The following is a 21,737-nucleotide window of genomic DNA, read 5'->3' on the forward strand; positions in this document are numbered from 1 at the left end:
TTGTTTTAAAGATCGTTTATTTAGCATAAAGCATAATCAATTTATTATTTAATATTACATCAGTATTAAATCTTCCTCTGAAAGTGGTTGACATGGTTTTAGTACCTGGTTTTTTTATTCCGCGAGTAGTCATGCAAGCATGTTCACCTTCTATAATAACAGCTATGTCTGGTGAATCAGTTACTATTTGCATGATTTCTGCAATATCTGTTCCTATTCTTTCTTGAAGTTGAAGTCTTCTGCCTACCATATCAGCTATTCTTGCTATTTTACTTAGACCAATAATCTTTTTATTAGGAACGTATGCTACTGTTACTTTCATATCATACATAAGCGCTAAATGGTGTTCACAATGACTAAAAATTTGTATATCTTTCATTATAACAATATCACGAGAATCATCTTTAACTATTAAATCATCAACAAATGTTGTATCAAACATTTTAGCAATTTCAGCATTGCTGTAACACATTCCTGCAAATACTTCTTCGTACATTTTAGCTACACGTTTAGGGGTATCTATAAGTCCCTCGCGGGTGGGGTCATCGCCTAGTGCTATTAAAATGCCTCTTATATGTTTTTCAATTGCTTTTGTATCAATCGCCATAATTTATACACCTCTCTTATTTGGATCCCAAATGATTTTATGAAGTTGAACTTGAAGATTAACGCCATTCATTTTATTGGTTTTCATAAATTCTACAATCTCTTCTAGGTCAATTTGTCCAAATACTGGACTAATATATACATTTGTTTTATTTGTTAATGCATATTTATCTATTATACATTTAGATTTTTGTAAATCTTCCATGCTACTAGCTACAAACTTGACTGTATCTTTATAAGTTAAATAAGCAAAGTTATTTAAATCCATTGATTCTTCCATACCGCTTGCGGGTAGTTTATAATCCATATTAAAGCTTGGTGGGTTGTCTATACTTGCAAACTCTTCTAAATTAATACTCCCATTAGTCTCAATTTCAATATGAATGGAGTCATCGAAACATAAAATCTTTAAGAGTTCTTTAATTCCTTCCTGTAATAGTGGTTCACCACCAGTTAAGGTTACATTTCGGATTTGGGTAGATTTTATGTATTTGTATATATCGCCAGCCGTCATAAGATCATAACAGGCATCTTCATTATTAGCCCAAGTGGTGTCACAGTAGTCACAATTAAGGTTACAACCTGCAAATCTTATAAATACTACAAGTTGTCCTGATAGTGGACCTTCTCCATTAACGCTTATAAATTTTTCAACTACTTTATATTCCACTTTAATGTGCCTCGCTTTCTTCATATGATGCGCTATTATTAGGTGTTTCATAAACAGTAGTTCGTTTTACATTATATCCTTTATCTTTCATTTGTTTAAAGAAAAATTTTGCGAAGTTTTCAGCAGTTGTTCTAAAATCAACAAGTATTACTTTAAATCCGTCCTGTTTTATGCAATTTAGAGTCTCATCTCTCATGCTTCCGATTTGTATAATTAGAGCATGGTCATATGAGTCAGCCATAGACTTAACATCCCTTTTTAAATCGCCAAAATCTATTACCATACCTTCTAATTGGCCACCCTTTGTTAAGTTTTCTGATTGCACTTCGACTTCAACTTTCCATCTATGACCATGAATATTTGCACACTTACCATCGTATTCAGAAAGAAAATGTGCGCTGTCAAAACTGTGTTCTGATTTTAAAATATACATTTGGGACATCCCTCCTTAAATTTATAAAAACTTACTTCCGTAATAACAACATCCAATGGCTCCATTAAATTGAGGTTCTTTAATAGACACTATTTCATCGTAATTGTTACTTAAATACCTTTTAATTGCAACATTACTAGCAACGCCACCAGTTAATATTAATCTTTTACCACGAAATTTATTAAGTAGTGGTAGAAGCCGTTTGTATAGGGAGTAATTAACGCTAGAGCACAAACTTTCTATACTTACACCTTCAGCTATTTTGCCAATTAATTCCGATTCAGAAAACACAGCGCAAGTTGAATTAAGCTCTACAGCATTTTCGTAATGTTTGCTCATCTCGCCCATTGATACTTCTAGTACATTTGCCATATTTTCTAAATATCTACCACAAGATGCAGCACATTTTTCATTAAGTTCCAGGTCTGTTGTGATACCTTTTTCTACTTTTACAATTTTAACATCCTGACCACCTATATCTAAAAGTATAAAATCTTTTAAACATGTTTGATAAAATCCTCCATACACATGGGCTTTTATCTCATTAATAGGCGAAAATAGTGCTAAATCAGTATTGTTTTTACCATAACCTGTAGAAACTGCCTTATCTATTTGTTTAATATTTAGTTTTTCTAAATCAACAATAATTTTACCATTGAAATTACAGTAATTTCTGTAAAAACTCATGGTGCTTACTTTTTTCTTTTGTATTATCTTATTGTCTTCCATTAAAACTATTTTGACTTCGCGGCTTCCAAGGTCTATACCTAGTACTCTCATTTTTTAGCCTCCTTTAAGTCAAGTAGCATATCAAGAAACGCTTCTAATCTAAGTTTTGTTCTTGCATCTAGGACGTTTAATTTGTCACCTTCGATATTCAATATGGGAATATTTAAATTTTCCTTTAAAACAATATGATTAACCGCTCTATAGCAAAATGCTTGAGTGTAGTGAATTATTCCATCTAATTTCCGCTCGCATATTTGTTTTTGAAGCTCTAAAATTCTAAAATTAGTATCATAAGGATAAGTGTAATCATAATATTGATTATATATATCAAGGGTATCATTAGCCCTTGGAAAAGCAAATTCTCTTTGAACTTCATTGTATACAAAACTAGCATTAAGATTTTCAACAAAGTCGTAGATATCTGTAGTCATAGGAGGAACACCTATGTACCCGAGTCGAAGCTTTCTAACTATTGGTTTTCTATTTTTTATTTCATAAATAATATTCTTTAGTTCAACGTCAAAATCATCTATGTTACAATTAAAATCACTTGAACTTACTTGATAAAGATGATTTTCAAAGCCTGTTGCTTTATTATCTATATAGGTTAATTCATCAATTTCTTTAACTAAGGAGCGAGTCTTATTAAGGCGCTTCCTAATTATTTCAACTTCCTTTATTGTTACATTAAATACATCCATAAATTTTTTTATTTCATGTTCTACATCTTCTAACTTGTGATCGCAAGGAAATGAAAATGGATAGACCTTTATTCCTCGAAGTTCAAGTACTTCAATAAGGGCTTTTGTATTGGAACAATCACCCTCAACAACGCCAACTATCTCTTTTATGCCATTTTGTAAACAGGCTCCATAAATTCCCTTTATCCAAGTGCACAGGCTCCTAGGGAAGCCATCTCTTTCTGCAATATCTATATAGTTTAAATAGTCATTTGAAGTTATAAAAATATTATTTAAATCAACAGGCGTATAACCTGCTGCAATTAGAACTTCTACTGGAACAGTAGTTGTTAAACCTATTTTCTTCATTATAAATCCTCCTAAAAAATAAAAAGGCTCTAACCGTTAGTAAACAAAAAAAACTACCCTAAAACGGTAGTTACGTCCTAGTTTTGTTTATAGACAGGATGGTTTAGAACTGTCTTATTTAAGTTTTATATTAATAAAGTTTACTATATTTTAATTGCTATGTCAAATTGACTCAAAAAATGGAAACTGCCACAGAAATAATATCTGTAGCAGTTGTTATAGGATTTTCTATAATTAAATATATCTAATGTTTAGTTTAGTATATGCACCGTTACGTATTTTACACCCCAATTACACGCTTCACCGTTAGTATTAAAGTATAAATCTATAAAGTTCCCTTTTATTGCTGAACCTGTATCAGCTGCAATAGCATTTCCATAACCCTCTATATATAATCTTGTTCCCAGAGGTATGACACTTGGGTCTACAGCTACAGTACTATATCCATTTGGATTTCTTGCTGCTTTTTTTCCTGAGGCAGTATAAGCGTTACCAGAAGATGAATAAGCAGTAGTTTTTACAGAAAAAGTCTTGCCAGATGTTTTTGTAGAGATTTTCATTACATTTGAGTTTACATCCTCTCTAGAAGTTGTTGATCCTCTTGAAAAGGAAACTGCTGGCATTGTACCTTGAACTATAATTTTATCTTTAGGTTGTTTAACTAATGTTTCTTTAACAACTTTCCTAGTTACTTCTTTTCCATTTTCATAAGTTACATTCAAAGTAATACTTTTTACACCTTTAACTCCATTTTGTGAAACTTTTTTTTGTGATTTTAGTATACTATTATCTTTTTTAATAACAGTTTTAAAAGCGATAGGTTTTGATTGCTTTATTGTTTTTGAATTAACCCTAGTTATTGTTATACCTAGGCCACTCGATAATTTAGTTTCTTTTGAAGGCGAAATTTTATCAGTAGGGCTAACCATTATTTTTTGCGCATTTAACATTAAGGCAACATCTTTTTCGGCAGATTTAACATTAAACTCTTTGTTATCTACGAAAACTTTAACATTTATTGCACGGGTTATAGTTATAACACCATTGTCTTGTACTTTAGAGTTTAAATCTTTATCAATCTTATCTTTTACATCTATGCTTATTCCAGATTTTTTTAGAGCGTTACCAAATGTATTTTGATAAGTTACGAGATTAGTTGATTTGCCGTCTATAACTACTGTAATATTTTTTCTAATGAAGCATACAAAAATAGTTGAAGTTGTAATTATTGCCACCAGTATGAATCCAATTACAAATTTTATTCGTCTACCTGTCATAAATCTAAATATAAAAATCATCTCCTATTATTAATTTAAGTATAAGGCGTCAATGGTTTATTATTATAGATGCCTACGTACTTAGGTCTACAGTACTCTTGGGTATACTATAATTAAGAGCACTCTCATAAGATGCATGAGAAGTAGGGGAGTCATGTATACTTATACCAATATATGCATTGGTAATTATTGTAATAGCATCATAACACATTTATCAAGAACATGCAAATGATAACGATTTCTTACCATGCATTTGCTTAAGTTCCTTATTTATTATAGCATATAAAAGCTTACTTCATATAAATTAAGTCATTTTAGTAGTATTATTAATTTAGAGGTGATTAGCGAGTGAAGTTAAACGAGTTACAAAGTATAATATTTAAATCATCTTCAGATAGTATGAGAAGACAGGGTAACAAGGCTTTTAATAATGGATTAGTTACTAAGACTAAAGGAAAAAAAATTAATAATATGTACAATATTTATGGAAAAGTTAAAAATGATACTAAATCAAAAGAATTAAACACACATATAAAAATAGATTTATCAAAGAAAAAGTTAGATCGTGTAAAATGTACTTGTGATGATTTCAAAGATGTTTCGATTCTAGGACATTCATTTATGTGTAGCCATTTAGCAGCTACAGCATATAGTTTTTTGAGGCTAGCTGTAAAAGATAATTCTGAAAAATCATATAAAGAAAAAAAGGTCGAGAAACTAGGGAGTAATGATACTGGTAAGAAGGACCTAGGTAGTATTATAAAGTTAAATAGAAAAGTAACTAAAGAATCAATTTATTATGAGGCTCAGCAACAAATAGGGATGGAAAAAATAAAAATTGAGACCGCTTACTTAAAAGTTTTTTTTGAAGGGCTTAATGATAAAAAAGTTAGATTGAATTATGATGGCTTTGAGTTTGAAGCGCTAATTGTAAAGCAGGATCTACCTTTAGCTTTTACGTTAAAGATGCGACAAAAGTATTTTGTTTTAACTACGCATAAGCAATTTCCGATATCGTTAAATGACAAAAATGATGTGTATTTATTTAATTGGAGGTTGTACTTACCATCAAAGGATCAAGTGCAAAGGTATATTGTTATTTGTGAAAAGTTAAGAGAAAATGGTGAAATCTTATATGGTGGAGGTATTGATAACTATAATAAAATTACATCTTTTCTAGGTACTATTTCAAGTAATATAAATATTGGTGAAGAAGTAAAAACTTTTGCATCAAATTTTATAAAAATAGAATTCTACTTGTATGAGGTAGAGCATGATATTTATTGTGATTTATTAGTAGTTTATGGTAATGAAAAAATTAACATATTAAGGAATGATAGAAGTAAAGATAGTATGTCGCATAATTATAAAACGAGTACGCGTGATTATAAATTTGAAGAAAAAATAATTATGGAACTGGAGAAGTATAGGTTTGTAAAAAGAGATGAGAGGTTACTTTTTATAGGGTCGGATGAACAGCTATTTGATATACTAAATAAGAGTAAAAACAATCTTTATTCCCTTGGAAATGTTACTTTAGGAAATGGACTTAAGCATATGGAAATACATAATGCAAAGAATATAAAAGCAGAGCTTAAAGAAATGGAAGGTTATTATGAGTTTTCGTATAGTATAGACGATATTTACGATAATGAATTAAAAGATGTTCTCAATTCGTTTAAACAAAATGATAGATTTTATAAAACTAAGAAAAATAATTTTTTGAACTTTGAAGATGAAACAGTTAAGAGTTTTTTTGACCTAATATTGGTATTAAGTGCTGATGAGTTGTTAGAAAATGGATCAATTAGGATAGAAAAAAATAAGGCATTATATTTAGAAAACAAAATAAAAGATAAAAAGTTTGATTTTATTAAGGGGTGCGAACTGCTAAAAGATATAGAAGATATCTATGATAATATAAATAAAATGGACATAAGGGTACCTATAAACTTAAAGGCTAAGCTTCGCAAATATCAAATCGATGGTTTCAAATGGCTTAAAAGTTTAAGTGCCTTAGGTCTTGGAGGTATACTAGCAGATGAAATGGGCCTTGGAAAAACAGTTCAGACAATAGCTTTCCTTTTATCAGAAGAAAATAAAAAATCTATTATAATTAGTCCAACTTCCCTTATTTATAATTGGAAGGCTGAACTTGGGAAATTTGCGCCTAGTTTAAAGGTTGCAATTGTACATGGAGAAAAAAAAGGAAGATATGAGCTAATTCATAATGTAGCAGATTATGATATAATACTCACGACTTATGGAACTTTAAAAATGGACTTAAATAAATATGATAATATTGTTTTTGATTTTTGTTTTATAGATGAGGCACAAAACATAAAAAATCATTTAGCGCAGAATGCAAAGGTTATTAAAAAAGTTAAAGCTAAAGTACGATATGCAATAACTGGCACACCTATTGAAAATAATTTGACAGAACTGTGGTCTATTTTTGACTTTGTAATGCCTAACTATTTATATTCCAAAGAAATTTTTGAAAGTAAATTTATTTCTGGAAAAAAGGTTGATTTAGGAGAACTAAAATTACTTATTAAACCTTTTTTATTAAGAAGAACTAAAAATGAAGTGCTTAGAGAATTGCCAGATAAAATAGAAAAGAAATTTCTAGTTGAGATGACTACATCTCAAAAGGCTGTATATAAATCCTATATCAAAGCTGTTAGGGATAAAATGAAAAACAATACTGATGGAAAAATGGAGGTTTTTTCTTATTTAACAAGTCTCAGACAAATATGTTTGGACCCATCACTTGTTATAGAAGGATATAAAGGCGGAAGTGGAAAGATAAAAATTGCAACAGAGCTTATTCAAAAGCATGTAGATGATGGTGGAAAAATACTACTGTTTTCACAATTTACATCTGCTCTTAAAAATATAGGGGAAAATTTAAAAGAAAAAGGGATATCATATTTTTATTTGGATGGTAAAACAAAATCTAAGGATAGAATTAAGTTGGTAGATGAATTTAATAAGAGTTGTCAAACATTCGTATTTTTAATATCACTAAAGGCAGGGGGAACAGGTCTTAACTTAACATCAGCAAATTTGGTAATTCATTTTGACCCTTGGTGGAACCCGGCAGTTGAAAATCAAGCCACAGATAGGGCTCATAGAATTGGTCAAAAGAATGTGGTGGAAGTAATTAAATTAGTTGCTAAAGGGACTATTGAAGAAAAAATAATTCTACTTCAAGAAAACAAGAAAAATATAATTGATAGTGTGATTACAGGGGAATTTACGAATAGCGATGCTTTAGCAAAGCTTACAAAAGAAGAACTTTTGGAGATACTCATGATTTAAGGTGCCCTCCAAAATGTTAAGGAACTATGATATAATGATGCAAGAAATAGTAGATACTTTAATGTAGTACCTTCAACTATAGGTAAGTTGATTTCTTGTAATAAAATGCCACTAGTCACGTGGGTGGCACCAATAGGAGATGAAATTATGTACGTAGAATTTAATAGTATAATTGTGGAAAGTAAAGATATAAAAGAAACAATTGAAAAAAACACAGAATTTAAAGTACTTAAAGATATGAGCAAAGGGTCCAAAAGAGAGGATATACTAGCATATAATTTAAGTATTGCTATTAATACCTTAAATGATTTAATGGAAGGCGAAAATAATTTAAGTGATTTAACTGAAGATGAATTATTTGAAGAATATCTATCACTTGCAGAAGAAATTGCAATGGATATTGAAGAGGATGTTCCAGATGGTGCAGTACTCGATATTAAAGCTTATAAATGGGATAAATCAGATGATGGTATAAGACTTGTTATAATTATAGCTCCAGAAGTCACCACAGATCTTAAATTAAAGGACATTATGAGGAAACTTATAACTCAAGTAGAGTAATTTATAAATTAATGTTGAAATAACTAGGTTTTACAAGTAACATACCCTTTGAATTGGTCTATATGCCACCCTTAATTATTTTTGGTGGCGTATATATTTTCAAGAATATTCACAGTATCATTTTTCATTTTATGATTCATATTTATATAAATTTCAGTACTATATACACCTTTTTGAATATTTTGTAGCACATTTGTGTATATTTAACGTAGGACAAGCCCATAATAATAAAATTAAATTTGGAAGTTAAATATAAGTGTTTGTGAGGCAGTGAGCAAATGTTAAATGAAAATTCATAATGTAGTTGTAGTCCGTATAGAGTATACCGTAGACGAACGAGAACTAATAGACTTCAAAGTTGCATTATATCGTGGTTAATATACATATAATTAGTTCGTTTAATATGTACACAGTATTAACTTCTAAAATTTATTCTAAATATAATGACTCTAAAACTTGAGACACAATATAATCTCGTATTGCATAGTCATAAATTTTATGATATTATAATATTATTAATTAAATAACAATTATGAATGTTAAAAGGGAGTAACTGCCTATTTATAGGTGATAAAGTCAACATACCAGACCTTAAAGTCTGGCTTTATCGTGGCTAATTCCAGTCAAGTGAGACTTTTAACGCAATGATCTATAAATGGATCGTTGTGTTAAAAGTCTTTTATTTTTTTATGCTTTTTTCAAGCGAAGAGGGAGTAACTACTCGTAAGGGTGATAAAGTCAACATAACTGCTTTTAAAAACCTGGCTTTATCATAGCATTTGCTACAGTGAGACTTTTAGCACAATGAAATCGTTGGTGTTTCGGTCTGCTAAGAGTCTTTGTTTTTTATATATAACTTTGTGTAAAGGAGGAATAATTATATTGAAATTTTAATCAAGGTGTAAAGTTTATAAAAATAAAGGGGTTGACAACATTAAATATTTTAATCAACAAAGCTTAGAAGTTTTAAACAATTTTAAGGTTGATAGTAGCAAAGGATTATCGAGTTCTGAGATTAAACAAAGACTAGAAAAATATGGTGCTAATGAATTTACTAAACAAAAGCAAGGGTCTATATGGGATAGTATTAAAGCTGCAATAACTGAGCCTATGATGATAATACTTTTAGTTGCAGCTGTAATTAGTGCACTAGTAGGACAGTACCATGATGCTATTGGTATAGTATGTGCTGTAGCAATTGGAATTGGTATAGGTATTTTCACAGAAGGAAAATCACAAAAAGCTGCGGATGCTTTATCAAAAATGACAGAGAATATAGAGGTAAAAGTATTACGGAACGGGAAAATCATTCAGGTTAATAAAAATGAACTAGTACCTGGGGATATAGTTTCAGTAGAGACTGGAGATATGGTTCCAGCAGATGGCAGACTTGTAACTAGTTTAGATTTGGCTGTTAGAGAGGATATGCTTACAGGAGAATCAGAGGATGTAAATAAAGACTGCGAACTTGTAATAGAAATGGAAAACATAAAAGCCAAAGATAAAAGTATTGTACAAGATCCAATTCCTGCAAAACAAAAGAATATGGTTTTTGGAGGAACACTTATTGCTTATGGTAGAGCTACGTTTGTAGTTACATCTACTGGTGATAGCTCCCAAATGGGAGAAATAGCTAGAAATCTTGAAAAAGGTGATTTAGAAACACCACTTCAGTCAAAACTTGGACATTTAGGTGGTACGATTTCAAAAATATCAAGTGCAATAGCTGCGATATTATTTATAGTTATGATTATAAAGTTGGTTGTAGCAAAAGAGATATCACCTGATACAACTAGTGTATTTGCTTTTTTAGAGTCTGTTGGACCAATAAAAACTGCCTTTGTTGTATGCGTTGCTTTAATTGTTGCAGCTGTTCCTGAAGGCCTTCCAACAATGATAAATATGACACTTGCAATAACAATGCAGAAAATGGTTAAAATAAATGCACTTGTTACTAAAAAAGAAGCCTGTGAAACAATAGGTTCAGTAAGTGTTATATGCTCAGATAAAACAGGTACACTTACTCAAAATAGAATGACAGTTGAAAAAGTTTATTTAAACGGTAAGTTTAAGGGTCGCGATGAATTAAGTAATAGAAATAACTATTTTATAGATAACTGCCTTGTAAATTCTACAGCAGACATTGAAAGAGATGAAAATGAAGTTAAGTATCTAGGTAGTGCAACGGAATGTGCTCTTCTTTTATACAATGATGCCTGTGATTACGTGCAAGAAAGACAAAATGCAAAAATAGCGCATGTAATTCCTTTTAGTTCAAAACGAAAGAGGATGAGTACTGTTATAGAAGAGGATGAAGGTGCTACAGTATTAACAAAGGGAGCACCAGAAATAATTCTAGAATTATGTAAATTCGAACACGTTAATTGTGAAGAAGTAGAACTAAACCAGGCAAGGCGTCAAGAGATTTTAAATGAAATTGGAAAACTTCAAAAGAATTCTATGAGAGTTCTTGGATTTGCATATAGAAATATAAGTGAAGAGGTAGCAATGGCGTCAGAGAAAGGAACGCTTGAGAATAATTTAGTATTTACAGGGTTTGTAGGAATAAGAGATCCTCTAAGACTTGATGTTAAAGAGGCAGTAGAAACTGCTAAAAAAGCAGGAGTTTCTACAAAAATGCTTACAGGTGATAATATAATTACAGCTATTGCTATAGGAAAAGAGCTAGGACTACTTACTGGTAATAATAGAGCAGTAGAAGCTACTTATATAGATACATTAACAGATGACGAACTTAGAGAGGAAATAACTACTATATCAATAGTAGCACGTTCAAAACCTGATACGAAAATGAGAATAGTTGAGGCTCTTCAAGATAATGGAGAGGTAGTAGCTGTAACTGGGGATGGAATAAATGATGCTCCAGCACTTACAAAAGCTGATGTAGGTATAGCTATGGGTATAGCGGGCACCGAGGTTAGTAAGAATGCTGCAGATATAATATTAACAGATGATAGTTTTGGAACTATTGTAAAAGGTATTAAATGGGGAAGAGGTATTTATGAGAACTTCCAGAGGTTTATTCAATTTCAGATAACAGTAAATATAATTGCTTTTTTAACAGCAATTTTATCTGTATTATTTGATTTCCAAATGCCATTTACTACAATACAATTATTATGGGTAAATATTATAATGGATGGTCCACCAGCTCTATCGCTTGGACTTGAACCAGTAAGAGATGCTGTTTTAAGGAGAAAACCTACTAATAGAAATGCTAGCATTATAACTAAAGAAATGATGACAAGTATGATTGCTAATGCTCTATATATAACGGGTATTATCATGGTTCAGATGAAGTTTGATATATTAGGAGCTGGATTCCCTGTAGAGGGCGCTACAGGAGCAAATGAAATGCAAACAGTATTATTTGCGGTATTTGCTTTTAGTTCATTATTCAATGCATTTAACTGTAGAGAATTTGGCACAAACAGTATATTACATAACATTGCAAAGAATACCATATTTTTAAAAATATTAGCGGTTACAGCAGTAGCTCAAATATTTGTGACAGAAGTATTCTCAGGATTCTTTAATGCAGTGCCTTTAAGCGCTATTATGTGGCTGAAGATAATTGGATTAGCTTCACTTATAATAGTAGTAAATGAAGTAGTGAAATTAGTTATGAGATTTTTTGTAAAAAAGAATAAACAAATCGTGTCAGAATCAGAAGAAAAGATAGCAGCTTAGACACGGTTCTAAAGTGGACCCTGTGTAAAGGACATTTAAAAAAAGAGACTTAAATGAAATACCCTCCTGTCATAAATATGATGTGAGGGTATTTTTCTATATGTTAATATGATATTCACCAGTTTTTAAGTAAGCGGCATATTTATTTGGTGATAATTTTGCTATTTACCATTGATATAGGTCATTGTTGTAATAGTCCATATAATCATCAATCACTAGGTTTAAGTCTAAGATACTATAGCATCTTTCAAGAGGTAACACCTCCATTAGTTGACCGCATTTTAAACACTTTCCCGGATCTCTGAAAAATTAATAATCATTAATTCTCTATAGGGTAGTTTTACATTGCCCGCCAAAAGGGTATATTTGGAAATACTTAAATAATGTTCGATAGCCTCAATGTGAAAGTAACTCAATTGCGATTAAAATACCTATTATTGATGTCAGTAAAACTACTATTTATAGATATAGTAATGTATTTTTTCCATTTTTAAATATATTAATATTGGTACAGAAATAGTAGAAAAGGCTTTAAATAACCATATACAGTTATTGTGAAACTATAGGTTTTATTATGCGGTTAACTTAATTAGTGATATATTATATGAGATATGCAATATACCCAATGCGATTATCTTTGACTTGTTATAAAACATATTATTGTTGCATAATTATGTGGTATTATGATGCAATATTAATATTTACATGTTTGTAAAAAAAAGATGGTAATTCGTTACATACATAGCGCGTATACACGAGTGAGGACATTTTAGTTACATCATATTATCATGATTTATACATTTATTAATAAGAAAACATAATAAAATTATAAAAAAAATAAATAAAATGTTGAATAATTATTCAAAATGATGTATAATTATTCAAATGGTCAAATAGTTATATTATTAGTAAAAATTAAGTATTAGGTTTGGAGGTTACAATGAATATATTAAATAATGAATCAAATAAAAAAGATTTTTTGCAAATGAGTAAATATGAGGGTAAAACCTTTGTTATAAAATATGGTGGAAGTATAATGAGCAATGACGTTGCTAAGGAAGCTTTTGTAGAAGATATAGAGCTTATGACAAAAGCAGGTATAAAAGTTGTTATAGTTCATGGTGGAGGTCCTTTAATTAGCAAGTGGGTAAAGAAAACTGGTGGTGAAAACAAGTTTGTTAATGGACTTAGAGTTACAAGTAAGGATACTATGGAAATTGTTGAGATGGTATTGTCAGGTAATGTTAACAAAAGATTATCTTCAATTTTAAGTCTTAGAGGGTTAAATGCAATAGGTATAAGTGGTAAAGACAGTAATTTAATTCAAGCTAAAAAGAAGTATGTTATAGAAGATGGCAAAAAAATTGATATAGGTTTTGTTGGAGAAGTTGCAAACATTAATACAAAGGTACTACTTACTTTACTTAAAAATAAGTATATACCAGTTATTTCTCCAGTAGGTGTAGGCTCCAAAGGAAATAGTTACAATATAAATGCAGATTATGCAGCAGCGGCTATAAGTGGTGTACTTAAAGCTGAAAAGTTGTTAATTATGACAGATATAGATGGCGTATATACAGATATAACTGATCCAACTACACTTTTATCATCAATAACGGTTGCGCAAACTAAAGAATTTATAAACAAGGGTATGATCTATGGTGGAATGATTCCAAAGCTAGAATGTTGCGTTGCTGCAATTAATAAGGGCGCTAAGAATGTTCATTTAGTAGATGGAAGAAAAAAGCATGGTTTATTATTAAATATAATTAAGGATAGTGGAACTAAAATTATAACAGCAAAAGGGGTAATATAATGGAAGAAAATTGTGTAATGAACACTTACGGAAGATATGACGTTACTTTTGAGAAAGGCCTTGGTTGTAAGATTTATGACTCAAATGGTCAAGAATATGTGGATTTTGTTTCAGGAGTAGCAGTAAATTGTCTTGGACATAGTAATCCGGCTATAATAAATGCGATAACTACTCAAAGTAGTAAGCTTATGCAGAGTTCTAATTATTATTGGAATACTCCTCATAAACTACTTGCAAAAAAATTAATAGATAATTGTGATCACGATAAAGTGTTTTTTTGCAATAGTGGTACAGAAGCTGTAGAGGCTGCACTTAAGATAGCAAGAAAATATGGATCATTAAAGGACACTAAAGATAAAAACGTGCTCATATATATGGACGAGTCTTTTCATGGTAGAACTATGGGTTCATTATCAGTTACTGGTCAGGAAAAATATCAAAAGGATTTCCGTCCATTAATTGGAGGCACACAAAAGGTACAATTTAATGATGTAGAAGATTTAAAAAATAATTTTAATGAGAAGGTATGCACTGTAATAATAGAACCGATTCAAGGAGAAGGCGGAATAAATATCGCAACAATAGAGTTCTTAAAAGTAGCAAGAGATTTGTGCGATAAATATGATGCTCTATTAATTTTTGATGAAGTACAATGTGGTATGGGAAGGCTTGGAAGTCTTTTTGCTTATAAGAAGTTTTCAGTTATTCCTGATGTAATATGTATCGCAAAAGCTCTCGGTGGTGGTTTCCCAATTGGGGCAACTATTACAAACGTTAAAGCGTCAGCAGCTTTTGTTCCAGGTGATCATGGAAGTACTTTTGGTGGAAATCCACTTGCATGCGCAGTAGGTGAGGCTGTTTTAACGGAGCTTGTTGATGGTGGCGTTATAGAAAAAATAGATGATAAATGCATATATATGAAAGAAAGATTACTTAAAATAAAAGAGAAATATGGTGTAATAGATGAAATAAAAGGTATAGGTCTATTGATTGGAATAAAAATAAACACAGATACAAAGAAATTTTGTAAATCTTGTTTTGATAAGAAATTGCTTGTAATTGCAGCTGGTAATAATGTGGTAAGATTACTTCCTCCACTTAACGTAACAAAGGAAGAGATTGATGAAGCATTAGATATCCTTGAAGTAGTAATATCGGAAATTTAATGAGTAAACAAAAGCTGCATAGCGAATTCGTTATGTAGCTTTTATTTTTAGAAATGTTGTTTCTTGTTTTGACACCTAAACTGATTTGGTGCTATTCCAACACTTTTAAAAAAAACTTTACTGAAATAGCTTGAATCAACATATCCAACATTTTGTGATATTTCCGTAATATTTTTATCTGTATTTAGAAGCAAATCTTTTGCTTTTATTACTCTAAATGATGATAAATAGTTAATAAAATTAATACCAATTTTACTCTTAAAGTATCTGCTGAAATATTGTGGGTTAAGATGAACATGAGCTGCAATTGATTGAAGACTTATGTATGTATTATAATTTTCATCAATATACTTCATAGCTTCTTTAATTAGGGTATCATCTTGGTTAGCGTTTATGACTCTATCATTTTGCGCATTTATTAAAGATATACTTCTATTAATAGATTCAATTAAATCGTTAGGTCTTATGGGTTTCAATAGGTAATCGATTACTTTTATTCTAATTGCACTTTGAGTAAAAGCAAAATCATCGTAAGCAGATAAAATGATTGTATGTACATTTGGTAAAAATTTAATTATTTCTTTTTGAGCTTCAAGGCCGTTAAGTTCAGGCATTTCCACATCCATTAAAATAATGTCGGGTGCGCTTTTTTTAGCCATTTTAATAGCTTCTAAGCCACTTTTAGCTTCACCACAAATATTAATACAACTTAGTTTATCTTCAATGATGTATCTAAGCGCTCGTCTTTCAATATTTTCATCTTCTACTATTAGTAAATTGTGCATTAGTTAGACCTCCCTTTTATCTAATTTAATACAAGGAACATTTATTGTAGCGGTAGTTCCAGTTTCTTTAGAATTCTTAAGGTTAATGCCATATTTAGGACCAAAGAAGTGTTTAATTCTGCTGTCTACATTTTTAATTCCTAGACCAGTAAGGTTCTCATAAGAGTTTTCAACTGCAAAAATTGTTTTAAGTCTGTCTTCATCAATTCCAATGCCATTATCAAATACTTCAATTGTGAGATAACTATTATTAAAATTTTTACCAATTATTTTAACTTTTCCATTGATCGTCATGTTTTTAAGACCATGAATTATTGAGTTTTCTACTAATGGTTGAAGGGTCATTACAGGAATTTTAAAGTTGAGTATTGAAGGATCAATATCTATTTCGTAATCAAATCTATCACCAAATCTTGTCTTTTGAATATAAAAATACTTTTTAATATTAGTTATTTCTGAATCTATAGTAACCATGTTATCTGAATTTTTAAGACTATATCTTAACAGGTCAGAGATTGCATAAATGAGATTTTCGGTATCAGGTGCATTTTCCATTAAAGCCATTCTTGCAATAGTGTTTAGCGTATTATAAAGAAAATGGGGATTAATTTGAGCTTGAAGCGCTTTGATTTCCATATTTTTAAGAAGTTCCGTAAGTTTCATTTTTTCTTTTGTTTCTTCCAAAAGTTCGGATTTTGTAATTGTTGCTATTCCCATCTTAGCGATAAAATTAGAAAAAAGAAAAAGATAATCAGCAGATACTAGAATCTTTTCATAATTAACTACTGGAACTTCAGCGAGTGCATCAAATAGAGCATTCTTAGATAGATTAAGCTCACGTGATAATCTACTAACATCTATAATTGATTCATTTTTAAAGTTTGAACTTGTTACTTGTCCACATAACATAGATCCAAGATAGTTACCGTTTACAATTATTGGTGCTGCAAAATCAATGAGGCCAGTGTGACAGTTATAAATAACAGGCTTACCTGCCTGCATTGCAGTTGTTCCACCAACTGAATCACAATGTTTACAACGTTTATAGCCTTCTGCGCTGCTTCTAATTAAGCTGCACCATTTAGTAAAATAACTGGCGGGTACAACAGGTGTTCCATCCCCATCAACTGTTACAGTGGAAAGTCCAACTATTTTTGCAAATTTATCTTGAATATCTTTAAGAGAGGATACATCGATAATTTCTTTGAGTTTATACTTGGGATTTGTTATCATAATATTTCTCCTTTATAAGAAGTTTTAATAACATTAACTATATAGTAAGTATATTACCATCATTTATAATAAAAATATACACTATCTATCATAGAAACATACTACATTTAACATAATGAAAATATATTACCACTAATTATATAGTAATAATAATACCTAAGAATGTCAAAATATTTCGTAAATATAAAATCAATATTATACTTAAATAGCACAATATATTGACATCAAAAAGTGTGAAAATTCAGTATAATAAAGATATAAAATAAATGGAGGTGTTTTTATGGGACAAGAATCATTAGGAATGATAGAGACAAAAGGTTTGATTGGTGCAATAGAGGCAGCAGATTCAATGGTTAAAGCTGCAAATGTAGTTCTTATAGGTTATGAGAAAATAGGTTCAGGACTAGTTACTGTTATGGTTAGAGGAGATGTTGGAGCTGTTAAAGCTGCTACTGATGCTGGCGCCGCAGCTGCAAAAAGAGTTGGAGAAGTTATATCAGTTCATGTAATTCCAAGACCTCACACAGATGTTGAAAAAATATTGCCTAAATATCCAGTTTCAGAATAAATAGTGAGAGGTTGATGTAAATGAATACACAGCTAATTGAAAAAGTTTATGAAGAGGTTAGACGTAAAATTGCTAGCGGAGAAATAAAACCGAATAATATTGAAGTGGCAGTTAAAGAAATTGCAAATTGTGAGAATGAAAGTAAAGTTAAAAATGAAGTTATAGAGATTGAGGAAGTTAAGAAAGTTAAAAAGGAGGGGAAATTTATGCAGGCACCAGGATTAACCGAATTTGTTGGAACAGGGATTGGAGATACAATTGGTTTAGTTATTGCAAACATAGATTCAGCACTTCATGAAGCAATGGGAATTGATAAGAAATTCCATTCAATAGGGATTATAGGAGCAAGAACCGGAGCAGGTCCACAAATAATGGCGGCTGATGAGGCAGTTAAAGCTACCAACACTGAAATCGTTTCAATTGAACTTCCAAGAGATACAAAAGGCGGAGCTGGTCATGGTTGTCTTATAATATTTGGAGCTGAGGATGTTTCAGATGCAAGGCGTGCTGTTGAAGTTACATTAAAAGAACTTCCTAGAACTTTTGGTGATGTTTATGGTAATGATGCAGGACATCTTGAAATGCAGTATAGTGCAAGAGCTAGTTTAGCAATAGAAAAAGCCTTTGGCGCACCTGTTGGGAAGGCTTTTGGATTAGTTATTGGAGCACCTGCAGCAATAGGAGTTATGATGGCAGATACTGCTGTTAAAACTGCAAATGTAGAAATAGTTGCTTATTCAAGCCCATCTAAGGGCACATCACATTCAAATGAAGTTATTCTTGCAATAACTGGAGATTCAGGAGCAGTAAGGCAAGCAGTAATAGCAGGAAGAGAAGTAGGAAAGAAACTTTTAAATGCGTTAGGTGATGAACCAACTTCAACTACCGAACCGTACATTTAAATTAAGGATGGAGGGTTGATATTATGAAAAGATCAAAAAGATTTGAAGCGTTAGAAAAAAGAGAAGTTAATAAGGATGGTTTTGTACAAGATTGGCCAGATGTAGGTCTTATTGCAATGGATGGTCCCAATGACCCTAAATCTAGCTTGAAAATTGATAATGGTAAAATTGTTGAAATGGATGGAAAGAAAAGAGCTGATTTTGACTTTATAGATATTTTCCTTGCAGATCATTCTATAAACCTTGGCGATGCAGAAAAATCAATGGCAATAAGTTCGCTTGAAATTGCTAGGATGCTTACAGATATAAATGTTCCTAGAGCAAAAATTGTAACTATTGCTACATCAATTACACCTGCAAAATTAGTTGAGGTTGTAGATCATTTAAATGTTGTTGAAATGATGATGGCACTACAAAAAATGAGAGCAAGAAAAACGCCATCTAATCAATGCCACATTACAAATGTAAAAGATAATCCAATTCTGATTGCGGCTGATGCTGCAGAGGCAGCTTTAAGAGGTTTTGATGAAATGGAAACTACAGTTGCTGTAACTAGATATGCACCGTTTAATGCACTTGGATTGCTAATAGGAGCACAAGTAGGAAGAGGTGGAATATTAACTCAATGCGCTCTCGAAGAAGCAACAGAACTTAAACTTGGAATGCTTGGTTATACAGCATATGCTGAGACTATATCAGTTTATGGTACAGAGCAAGTGTTTACTGATGGAGATGATACTCCTTGGTCAAAGGCTTTTCTTGCATCCGCATATGCATCCCGTGGACTTAAAATGAGATTTACGTCTGGTACTGGTTCGGAAGTTTTAATGGGCTATGCTGAAGGTAAATCAATGCTCTATCTTGAAGCAAGATGCATAATGATTACAAAAGGTGCTGGAGTTCAAGGACTTCAAAATGGTTCTATAAGTTGTATTGGTATACCGGCAGCTGTTTCAGGTGGAATAAGAGCTGTACTTGCAGAAAATCTAATAACTTCAATGCTTGACATGGAAGTTGCATCAGGAAATGATCAAACATTTACACATTCACCAATAAGAAAAACTGCTAGGACTATGATGCAATTCCTTCCTGGTACAGATTTTATATTTTCAGGATATAGCGGAGTTCCTAATTATGATAACATGTTTGCAGGTTCTAACTTTGATGTTGATGATTATGATGACTATCTTGTACTTCAAAGAGATTTAAAGGTTGATGGAGGGCTCAAACCAGTAAAAGAAGCAGATGCAATTGCTGTTAGAAACAAGGCTGCTAAAGTGCTTCAAGGAGTATTTAAAGAAATGGGATTACCACAAATAACTGATGAAGAAGTTGAAGCCGTAACATATGCTCATGGAAGCAAGGATATTCCAAACAGAAATGTTGTAGAGGATTTAAAAGCTGCTCAAAGCATACTTAAAAAAGGAATTACAGTTCTTGAAGTAGTTAAAGCTCTTTCAAAGAGTGGTAATGAAGAGATTGCAGAGAGAGTTCTAAGCTTAGTTAAACAAAGAATTGCTGGAGATTATTTGCATACCTCATCTATTTTTGACGATAAATTCAATGTAATTACCGCAGTAAACGATCCTAATGATTATATGGGACCAGGAACTGGGTATAGGCTTGAGGGAGCAAGATGGGATGAAATCAAAAACATTAATCAGGCTCTTGATCCTAATAAAATGTAGTTAGAGGAGTGATGTTATATGAATGTAATGTCTAATGAAGAATTAATCAAAATTATAACTAATGAGGTTGTTAAAAAATTACAATCGCAAGACGATTTACATGAGGAAATAGCGAATAATAAAGTAGATACTTTAAATTCAAAATTAAATCTTATTGAAGTAGGAGAAGCGAAACCAGGAACAAGGCGCGATGAAGTTGTTATAGCAGTAGCTCCTGCATTCGGAATTTATCAGACAAAAACTATTGTTGATATTCCACATAATGAAGTACTTAGTGAACTTATGGCAGGAATTGAAGAAGAAGGTGTTACTCCAAGAGTTATTAGAGTAACTCGTACATCAGATGTTTGTTTTATGGCGCATGATGCAGCAGTTTTAAGCGGATCAGGAATTGGTATTGGCATTCAGTCAAAAGGAACAACTGTTATTCATCAAAAGGACCTTGAAATGTTAGAAAATCTTGAACTTTTTCCACAAGCTCCATTAATTACAAGAGAAACTTTTAGAGCAATTGGGAAAAATGCTGCTAAATATGCAAAAGGTGAGTCGCCAGATCCTGTGCCTACATTAAACGATCAGATGGCAAGACCTAGATATCAAGCAAAGGCAGCAGTTCTTCATATCAAGGAAACACAGCATGTTGTGCTAAATGCAAAACCTATGCAGCTTAAAGTTGTATTTAAGTAAGGGGTGAATTATATGGATGATAATATGAATATTGAACAAATAGTAAAAGAAGTCATGAAAATGATGAACAATGAACCACAAGAGGTTAAAGTAGCAAGTAATGATAATGTTAAGAAATTAACACTTAAAGACTATCCATTAGCAACAAAGAGTAAAGAACTTATTAAAACGAAAAATGGTAAAGGTCTTGACGATATAGATGTTAAAAGTGTGCTTAGTGGAGATGTTAAACCTGAAGATATAAAAATAACTGCTGAAGTACTTTTATATCAAGCACAAATTGCAGATGAGGTCGGAAGAGTTCAATTTGGTAAAAATTTAAGAAGAGCTGCTGAAATGGTTATAATTCCTGATGCAAGAGTTCTTGAAATTTATAGTGCACTTAGGCCATTTAGATCTACAAAGCAGGAGTTACTAGATATTGCAACAGAGCTTGAGAATAAGTATAATGCTACAATAAATGCTACATTAGTAAGAGAAGCCGCTGATGTATATGAAAAGAGAAGTAGGCTAAAAGTTTAATGATGATTTA

General features: G+C 31.4%; 18 protein-coding genes. 10 read left to right on the forward strand and 8 right to left on the reverse strand.

All coding sequences use genetic code 11. From position 1 onward, the window contains the following. Window positions 1-16 precede the first annotated feature (16 nt). The 6 genes from folE to KPL37_RS03385 form a co-directional block, all read right to left on the reverse strand. On the reverse strand, window positions 17-607 hold the full coding sequence (gene folE / locus KPL37_RS03360) for a GTP cyclohydrolase I (protein WP_216146020.1): 591 nt from the start codon (window positions 605-607) through the stop codon (window positions 17-19). Window positions 608-610: 3 nt separating this feature from the next. Then, window positions 611-1,276: a putative 7-carboxy-7-deazaguanine synthase QueE gene (gene queE, locus KPL37_RS03365; protein ID WP_216146021.1), complete on the reverse strand. Its 666-nt coding sequence runs from the start codon at window positions 1,274-1,276 to the stop codon at window positions 611-613. 1 nt (window position 1,277) lies between these two features. Beyond that, window positions 1,278-1,709 (reverse strand): 6-carboxytetrahydropterin synthase QueD, encoded by a 432-nt coding sequence (gene queD / locus KPL37_RS03370; protein WP_216146022.1) that lies wholly within the window; start codon window positions 1,707-1,709, stop codon window positions 1,278-1,280. A 21-nt stretch (window positions 1,710-1,730) separates the two neighbouring features. Continuing rightward, window positions 1,731-2,489, reverse strand: coding sequence for an acyl-CoA dehydratase activase (locus tag KPL37_RS03375; RefSeq protein WP_216146023.1), 759 nt, complete (start codon window positions 2,487-2,489; stop codon window positions 1,731-1,733). Beyond that, entirely contained in the window at window positions 2,486-3,487 is a 1,002-nt protein-coding gene (locus KPL37_RS03380) for a 2-hydroxyacyl-CoA dehydratase family protein (RefSeq protein ID WP_216146024.1), read from the reverse strand. Before KPL37_RS03380 ends, KPL37_RS03375 begins: the two co-directional genes overlap by 4 nt. A gap of 251 nt (window positions 3,488-3,738) precedes the next feature. Continuing rightward, window positions 3,739-4,785, reverse strand: coding sequence for a resuscitation-promoting factor (locus tag KPL37_RS03385; RefSeq protein ID WP_216146025.1), 1,047 nt, complete (start codon window positions 4,783-4,785; stop codon window positions 3,739-3,741). A 327-nt stretch (window positions 4,786-5,112) separates the two neighbouring features. On the opposite strand from KPL37_RS03385, the gene KPL37_RS03390 reads away from it, so the two are divergent. The 5 genes from KPL37_RS03390 (at window position 5,113) to KPL37_RS03410 (ending at window position 15,342) form a co-directional block, all read left to right on the forward strand. Then, window positions 5,113-8,088: a DEAD/DEAH box helicase gene (locus KPL37_RS03390; RefSeq protein ID WP_216146026.1), complete on the forward strand. Its 2,976-nt coding sequence runs from the start codon at window positions 5,113-5,115 to the stop codon at window positions 8,086-8,088. Window positions 8,089-8,235: 147 nt separating this feature from the next. Next, the gene (locus tag KPL37_RS03395) at window positions 8,236-8,649 is read left to right on the forward strand and encodes a hypothetical protein (protein WP_216146027.1); all 414 of its coding nucleotides are present in this window, start codon (window positions 8,236-8,238) and stop codon (window positions 8,647-8,649) included. Between the two features lie 933 nt (window positions 8,650-9,582). Next, window positions 9,583-12,360 (forward strand): calcium-translocating P-type ATPase, PMCA-type, encoded by a 2,778-nt coding sequence (locus KPL37_RS03400; protein WP_216146048.1) that lies wholly within the window; start codon window positions 9,583-9,585, stop codon window positions 12,358-12,360. Between the two features lie 940 nt (window positions 12,361-13,300). Then, on the forward strand, window positions 13,301-14,176 hold the full coding sequence (gene argB, locus KPL37_RS03405) for an acetylglutamate kinase (protein WP_216146028.1): 876 nt from the start codon (window positions 13,301-13,303) through the stop codon (window positions 14,174-14,176). Then, complete coding sequence (locus KPL37_RS03410; RefSeq protein WP_216146029.1) at window positions 14,176-15,342, forward strand: aspartate aminotransferase family protein; 1,167 nt, start codon at window positions 14,176-14,178, stop codon at window positions 15,340-15,342. Before argB ends, KPL37_RS03410 begins: the two co-directional genes overlap by 1 nt. A 47-nt stretch (window positions 15,343-15,389) precedes the next feature. On the opposite strand, the gene KPL37_RS03415 is transcribed toward KPL37_RS03410, so the two are convergent. Both KPL37_RS03415 and KPL37_RS03420 read right to left on the reverse strand, forming a co-directional pair. Beyond that, entirely contained in the window at window positions 15,390-16,127 is a 738-nt protein-coding gene (locus KPL37_RS03415; protein WP_216146030.1) for a response regulator transcription factor, read from the reverse strand. A 3-nt stretch (window positions 16,128-16,130) separates the two neighbouring features. Beyond that, window positions 16,131-17,360 carry a sensor histidine kinase gene (locus KPL37_RS03420; RefSeq protein ID WP_216146031.1) on the reverse strand — a complete coding sequence of 410 codons (1,230 nt, stop codon included), beginning with the start codon at window positions 17,358-17,360 and terminating at the stop codon, window positions 16,131-16,133. Window positions 17,361-17,640: 280 nt separating this feature from the next. On the opposite strand from KPL37_RS03420, the gene pduA reads away from it, so the two are divergent. Genes pduA through KPL37_RS03445 form a run of 5 tightly spaced genes read left to right on the forward strand, consistent with a single transcriptional unit; the run spans window position 17,641 to window position 21,727 of the window. Next, a complete protein-coding gene (gene pduA / locus KPL37_RS03425; protein WP_216146032.1) occupies window positions 17,641-17,928 on the forward strand; it encodes a propanediol utilization microcompartment protein PduA in 288 nt (95 codons plus the stop codon). Between the two features lie 20 nt (window positions 17,929-17,948). Beyond that, window positions 17,949-18,830, forward strand: a complete 882-nt coding sequence (gene pduB / locus KPL37_RS03430; protein WP_216146033.1) for a propanediol utilization microcompartment protein PduB — start codon at window positions 17,949-17,951, stop codon at window positions 18,828-18,830. A 23-nt stretch (window positions 18,831-18,853) separates the two neighbouring features. Continuing rightward, window positions 18,854-20,518, forward strand: a complete 1,665-nt coding sequence (locus KPL37_RS03435; RefSeq protein WP_216146034.1) for a propanediol/glycerol family dehydratase large subunit — start codon at window positions 18,854-18,856, stop codon at window positions 20,516-20,518. 18 nt (window positions 20,519-20,536) lie between these two features. Further along, the gene (locus tag KPL37_RS03440) at window positions 20,537-21,205 is read left to right on the forward strand and encodes a propanediol/glycerol family dehydratase medium subunit (RefSeq protein WP_216146035.1); all 669 of its coding nucleotides are present in this window, start codon (window positions 20,537-20,539) and stop codon (window positions 21,203-21,205) included. Window positions 21,206-21,217: 12 nt separating this feature from the next. After that, window positions 21,218-21,727 (forward strand): diol dehydratase small subunit, encoded by a 510-nt coding sequence (locus tag KPL37_RS03445; RefSeq protein ID WP_216146036.1) that lies wholly within the window; start codon window positions 21,218-21,220, stop codon window positions 21,725-21,727. Window positions 21,728-21,737 lie beyond the last annotated feature (10 nt).

Origin of the sequence: Clostridium frigoris, assembly GCF_018861865.1 — a bacterium.
In the GTDB taxonomy this organism is placed as follows: domain Bacteria; phylum Bacillota; class Clostridia; order Clostridiales; family Clostridiaceae; genus Clostridium_AD; species Clostridium_AD frigoris.

Bases quoted from the DNA above. Each gene is read 5' to 3' on its own strand.
- pduA (WP_216146032.1), top strand. From the start codon at position 17,641: ATGGGACAAGAATCATTAGGAATGATAGAGACAAAAGGTTTGATTGGT.
- KPL37_RS03420 (WP_216146031.1), bottom strand. From the start codon at position 17,360: ATGATAACAAATCCCAAGTATAAACTCAAAGAAATTATCGATGTATCC.
- queD (WP_216146022.1), bottom strand. From the start codon at position 1,709: ATGTATATTTTAAAATCAGAACACAGTTTTGACAGCGCACATTTTCTT.
- argB (WP_216146028.1), top strand. From the start codon at position 13,301: ATGAATATATTAAATAATGAATCAAATAAAAAAGATTTTTTGCAAATG.
- KPL37_RS03410 (WP_216146029.1), top strand. From the start codon at position 14,176: ATGGAAGAAAATTGTGTAATGAACACTTACGGAAGATATGACGTTACT.
- KPL37_RS03440 (WP_216146035.1), top strand. From the start codon at position 20,537: ATGAATGTAATGTCTAATGAAGAATTAATCAAAATTATAACTAATGAG.
- KPL37_RS03415 (WP_216146030.1), bottom strand. From the start codon at position 16,127: ATGCACAATTTACTAATAGTAGAAGATGAAAATATTGAAAGACGAGCG.
- KPL37_RS03375 (WP_216146023.1), bottom strand. From the start codon at position 2,489: ATGAGAGTACTAGGTATAGACCTTGGAAGCCGCGAAGTCAAAATAGTT.
- KPL37_RS03435 (WP_216146034.1), top strand. From the start codon at position 18,854: ATGAAAAGATCAAAAAGATTTGAAGCGTTAGAAAAAAGAGAAGTTAAT.
- folE (WP_216146020.1), bottom strand. From the start codon at position 607: ATGGCGATTGATACAAAAGCAATTGAAAAACATATAAGAGGCATTTTA.
- KPL37_RS03385 (WP_216146025.1), bottom strand. From the start codon at position 4,785: ATGATTTTTATATTTAGATTTATGACAGGTAGACGAATAAAATTTGTA.
- KPL37_RS03395 (WP_216146027.1), top strand. From the start codon at position 8,236: ATGTACGTAGAATTTAATAGTATAATTGTGGAAAGTAAAGATATAAAA.
- pduB (WP_216146033.1), top strand. From the start codon at position 17,949: ATGAATACACAGCTAATTGAAAAAGTTTATGAAGAGGTTAGACGTAAA.
- KPL37_RS03445 (WP_216146036.1), top strand. From the start codon at position 21,218: ATGGATGATAATATGAATATTGAACAAATAGTAAAAGAAGTCATGAAA.
- KPL37_RS03380 (WP_216146024.1), bottom strand. From the start codon at position 3,487: ATGAAGAAAATAGGTTTAACAACTACTGTTCCAGTAGAAGTTCTAATT.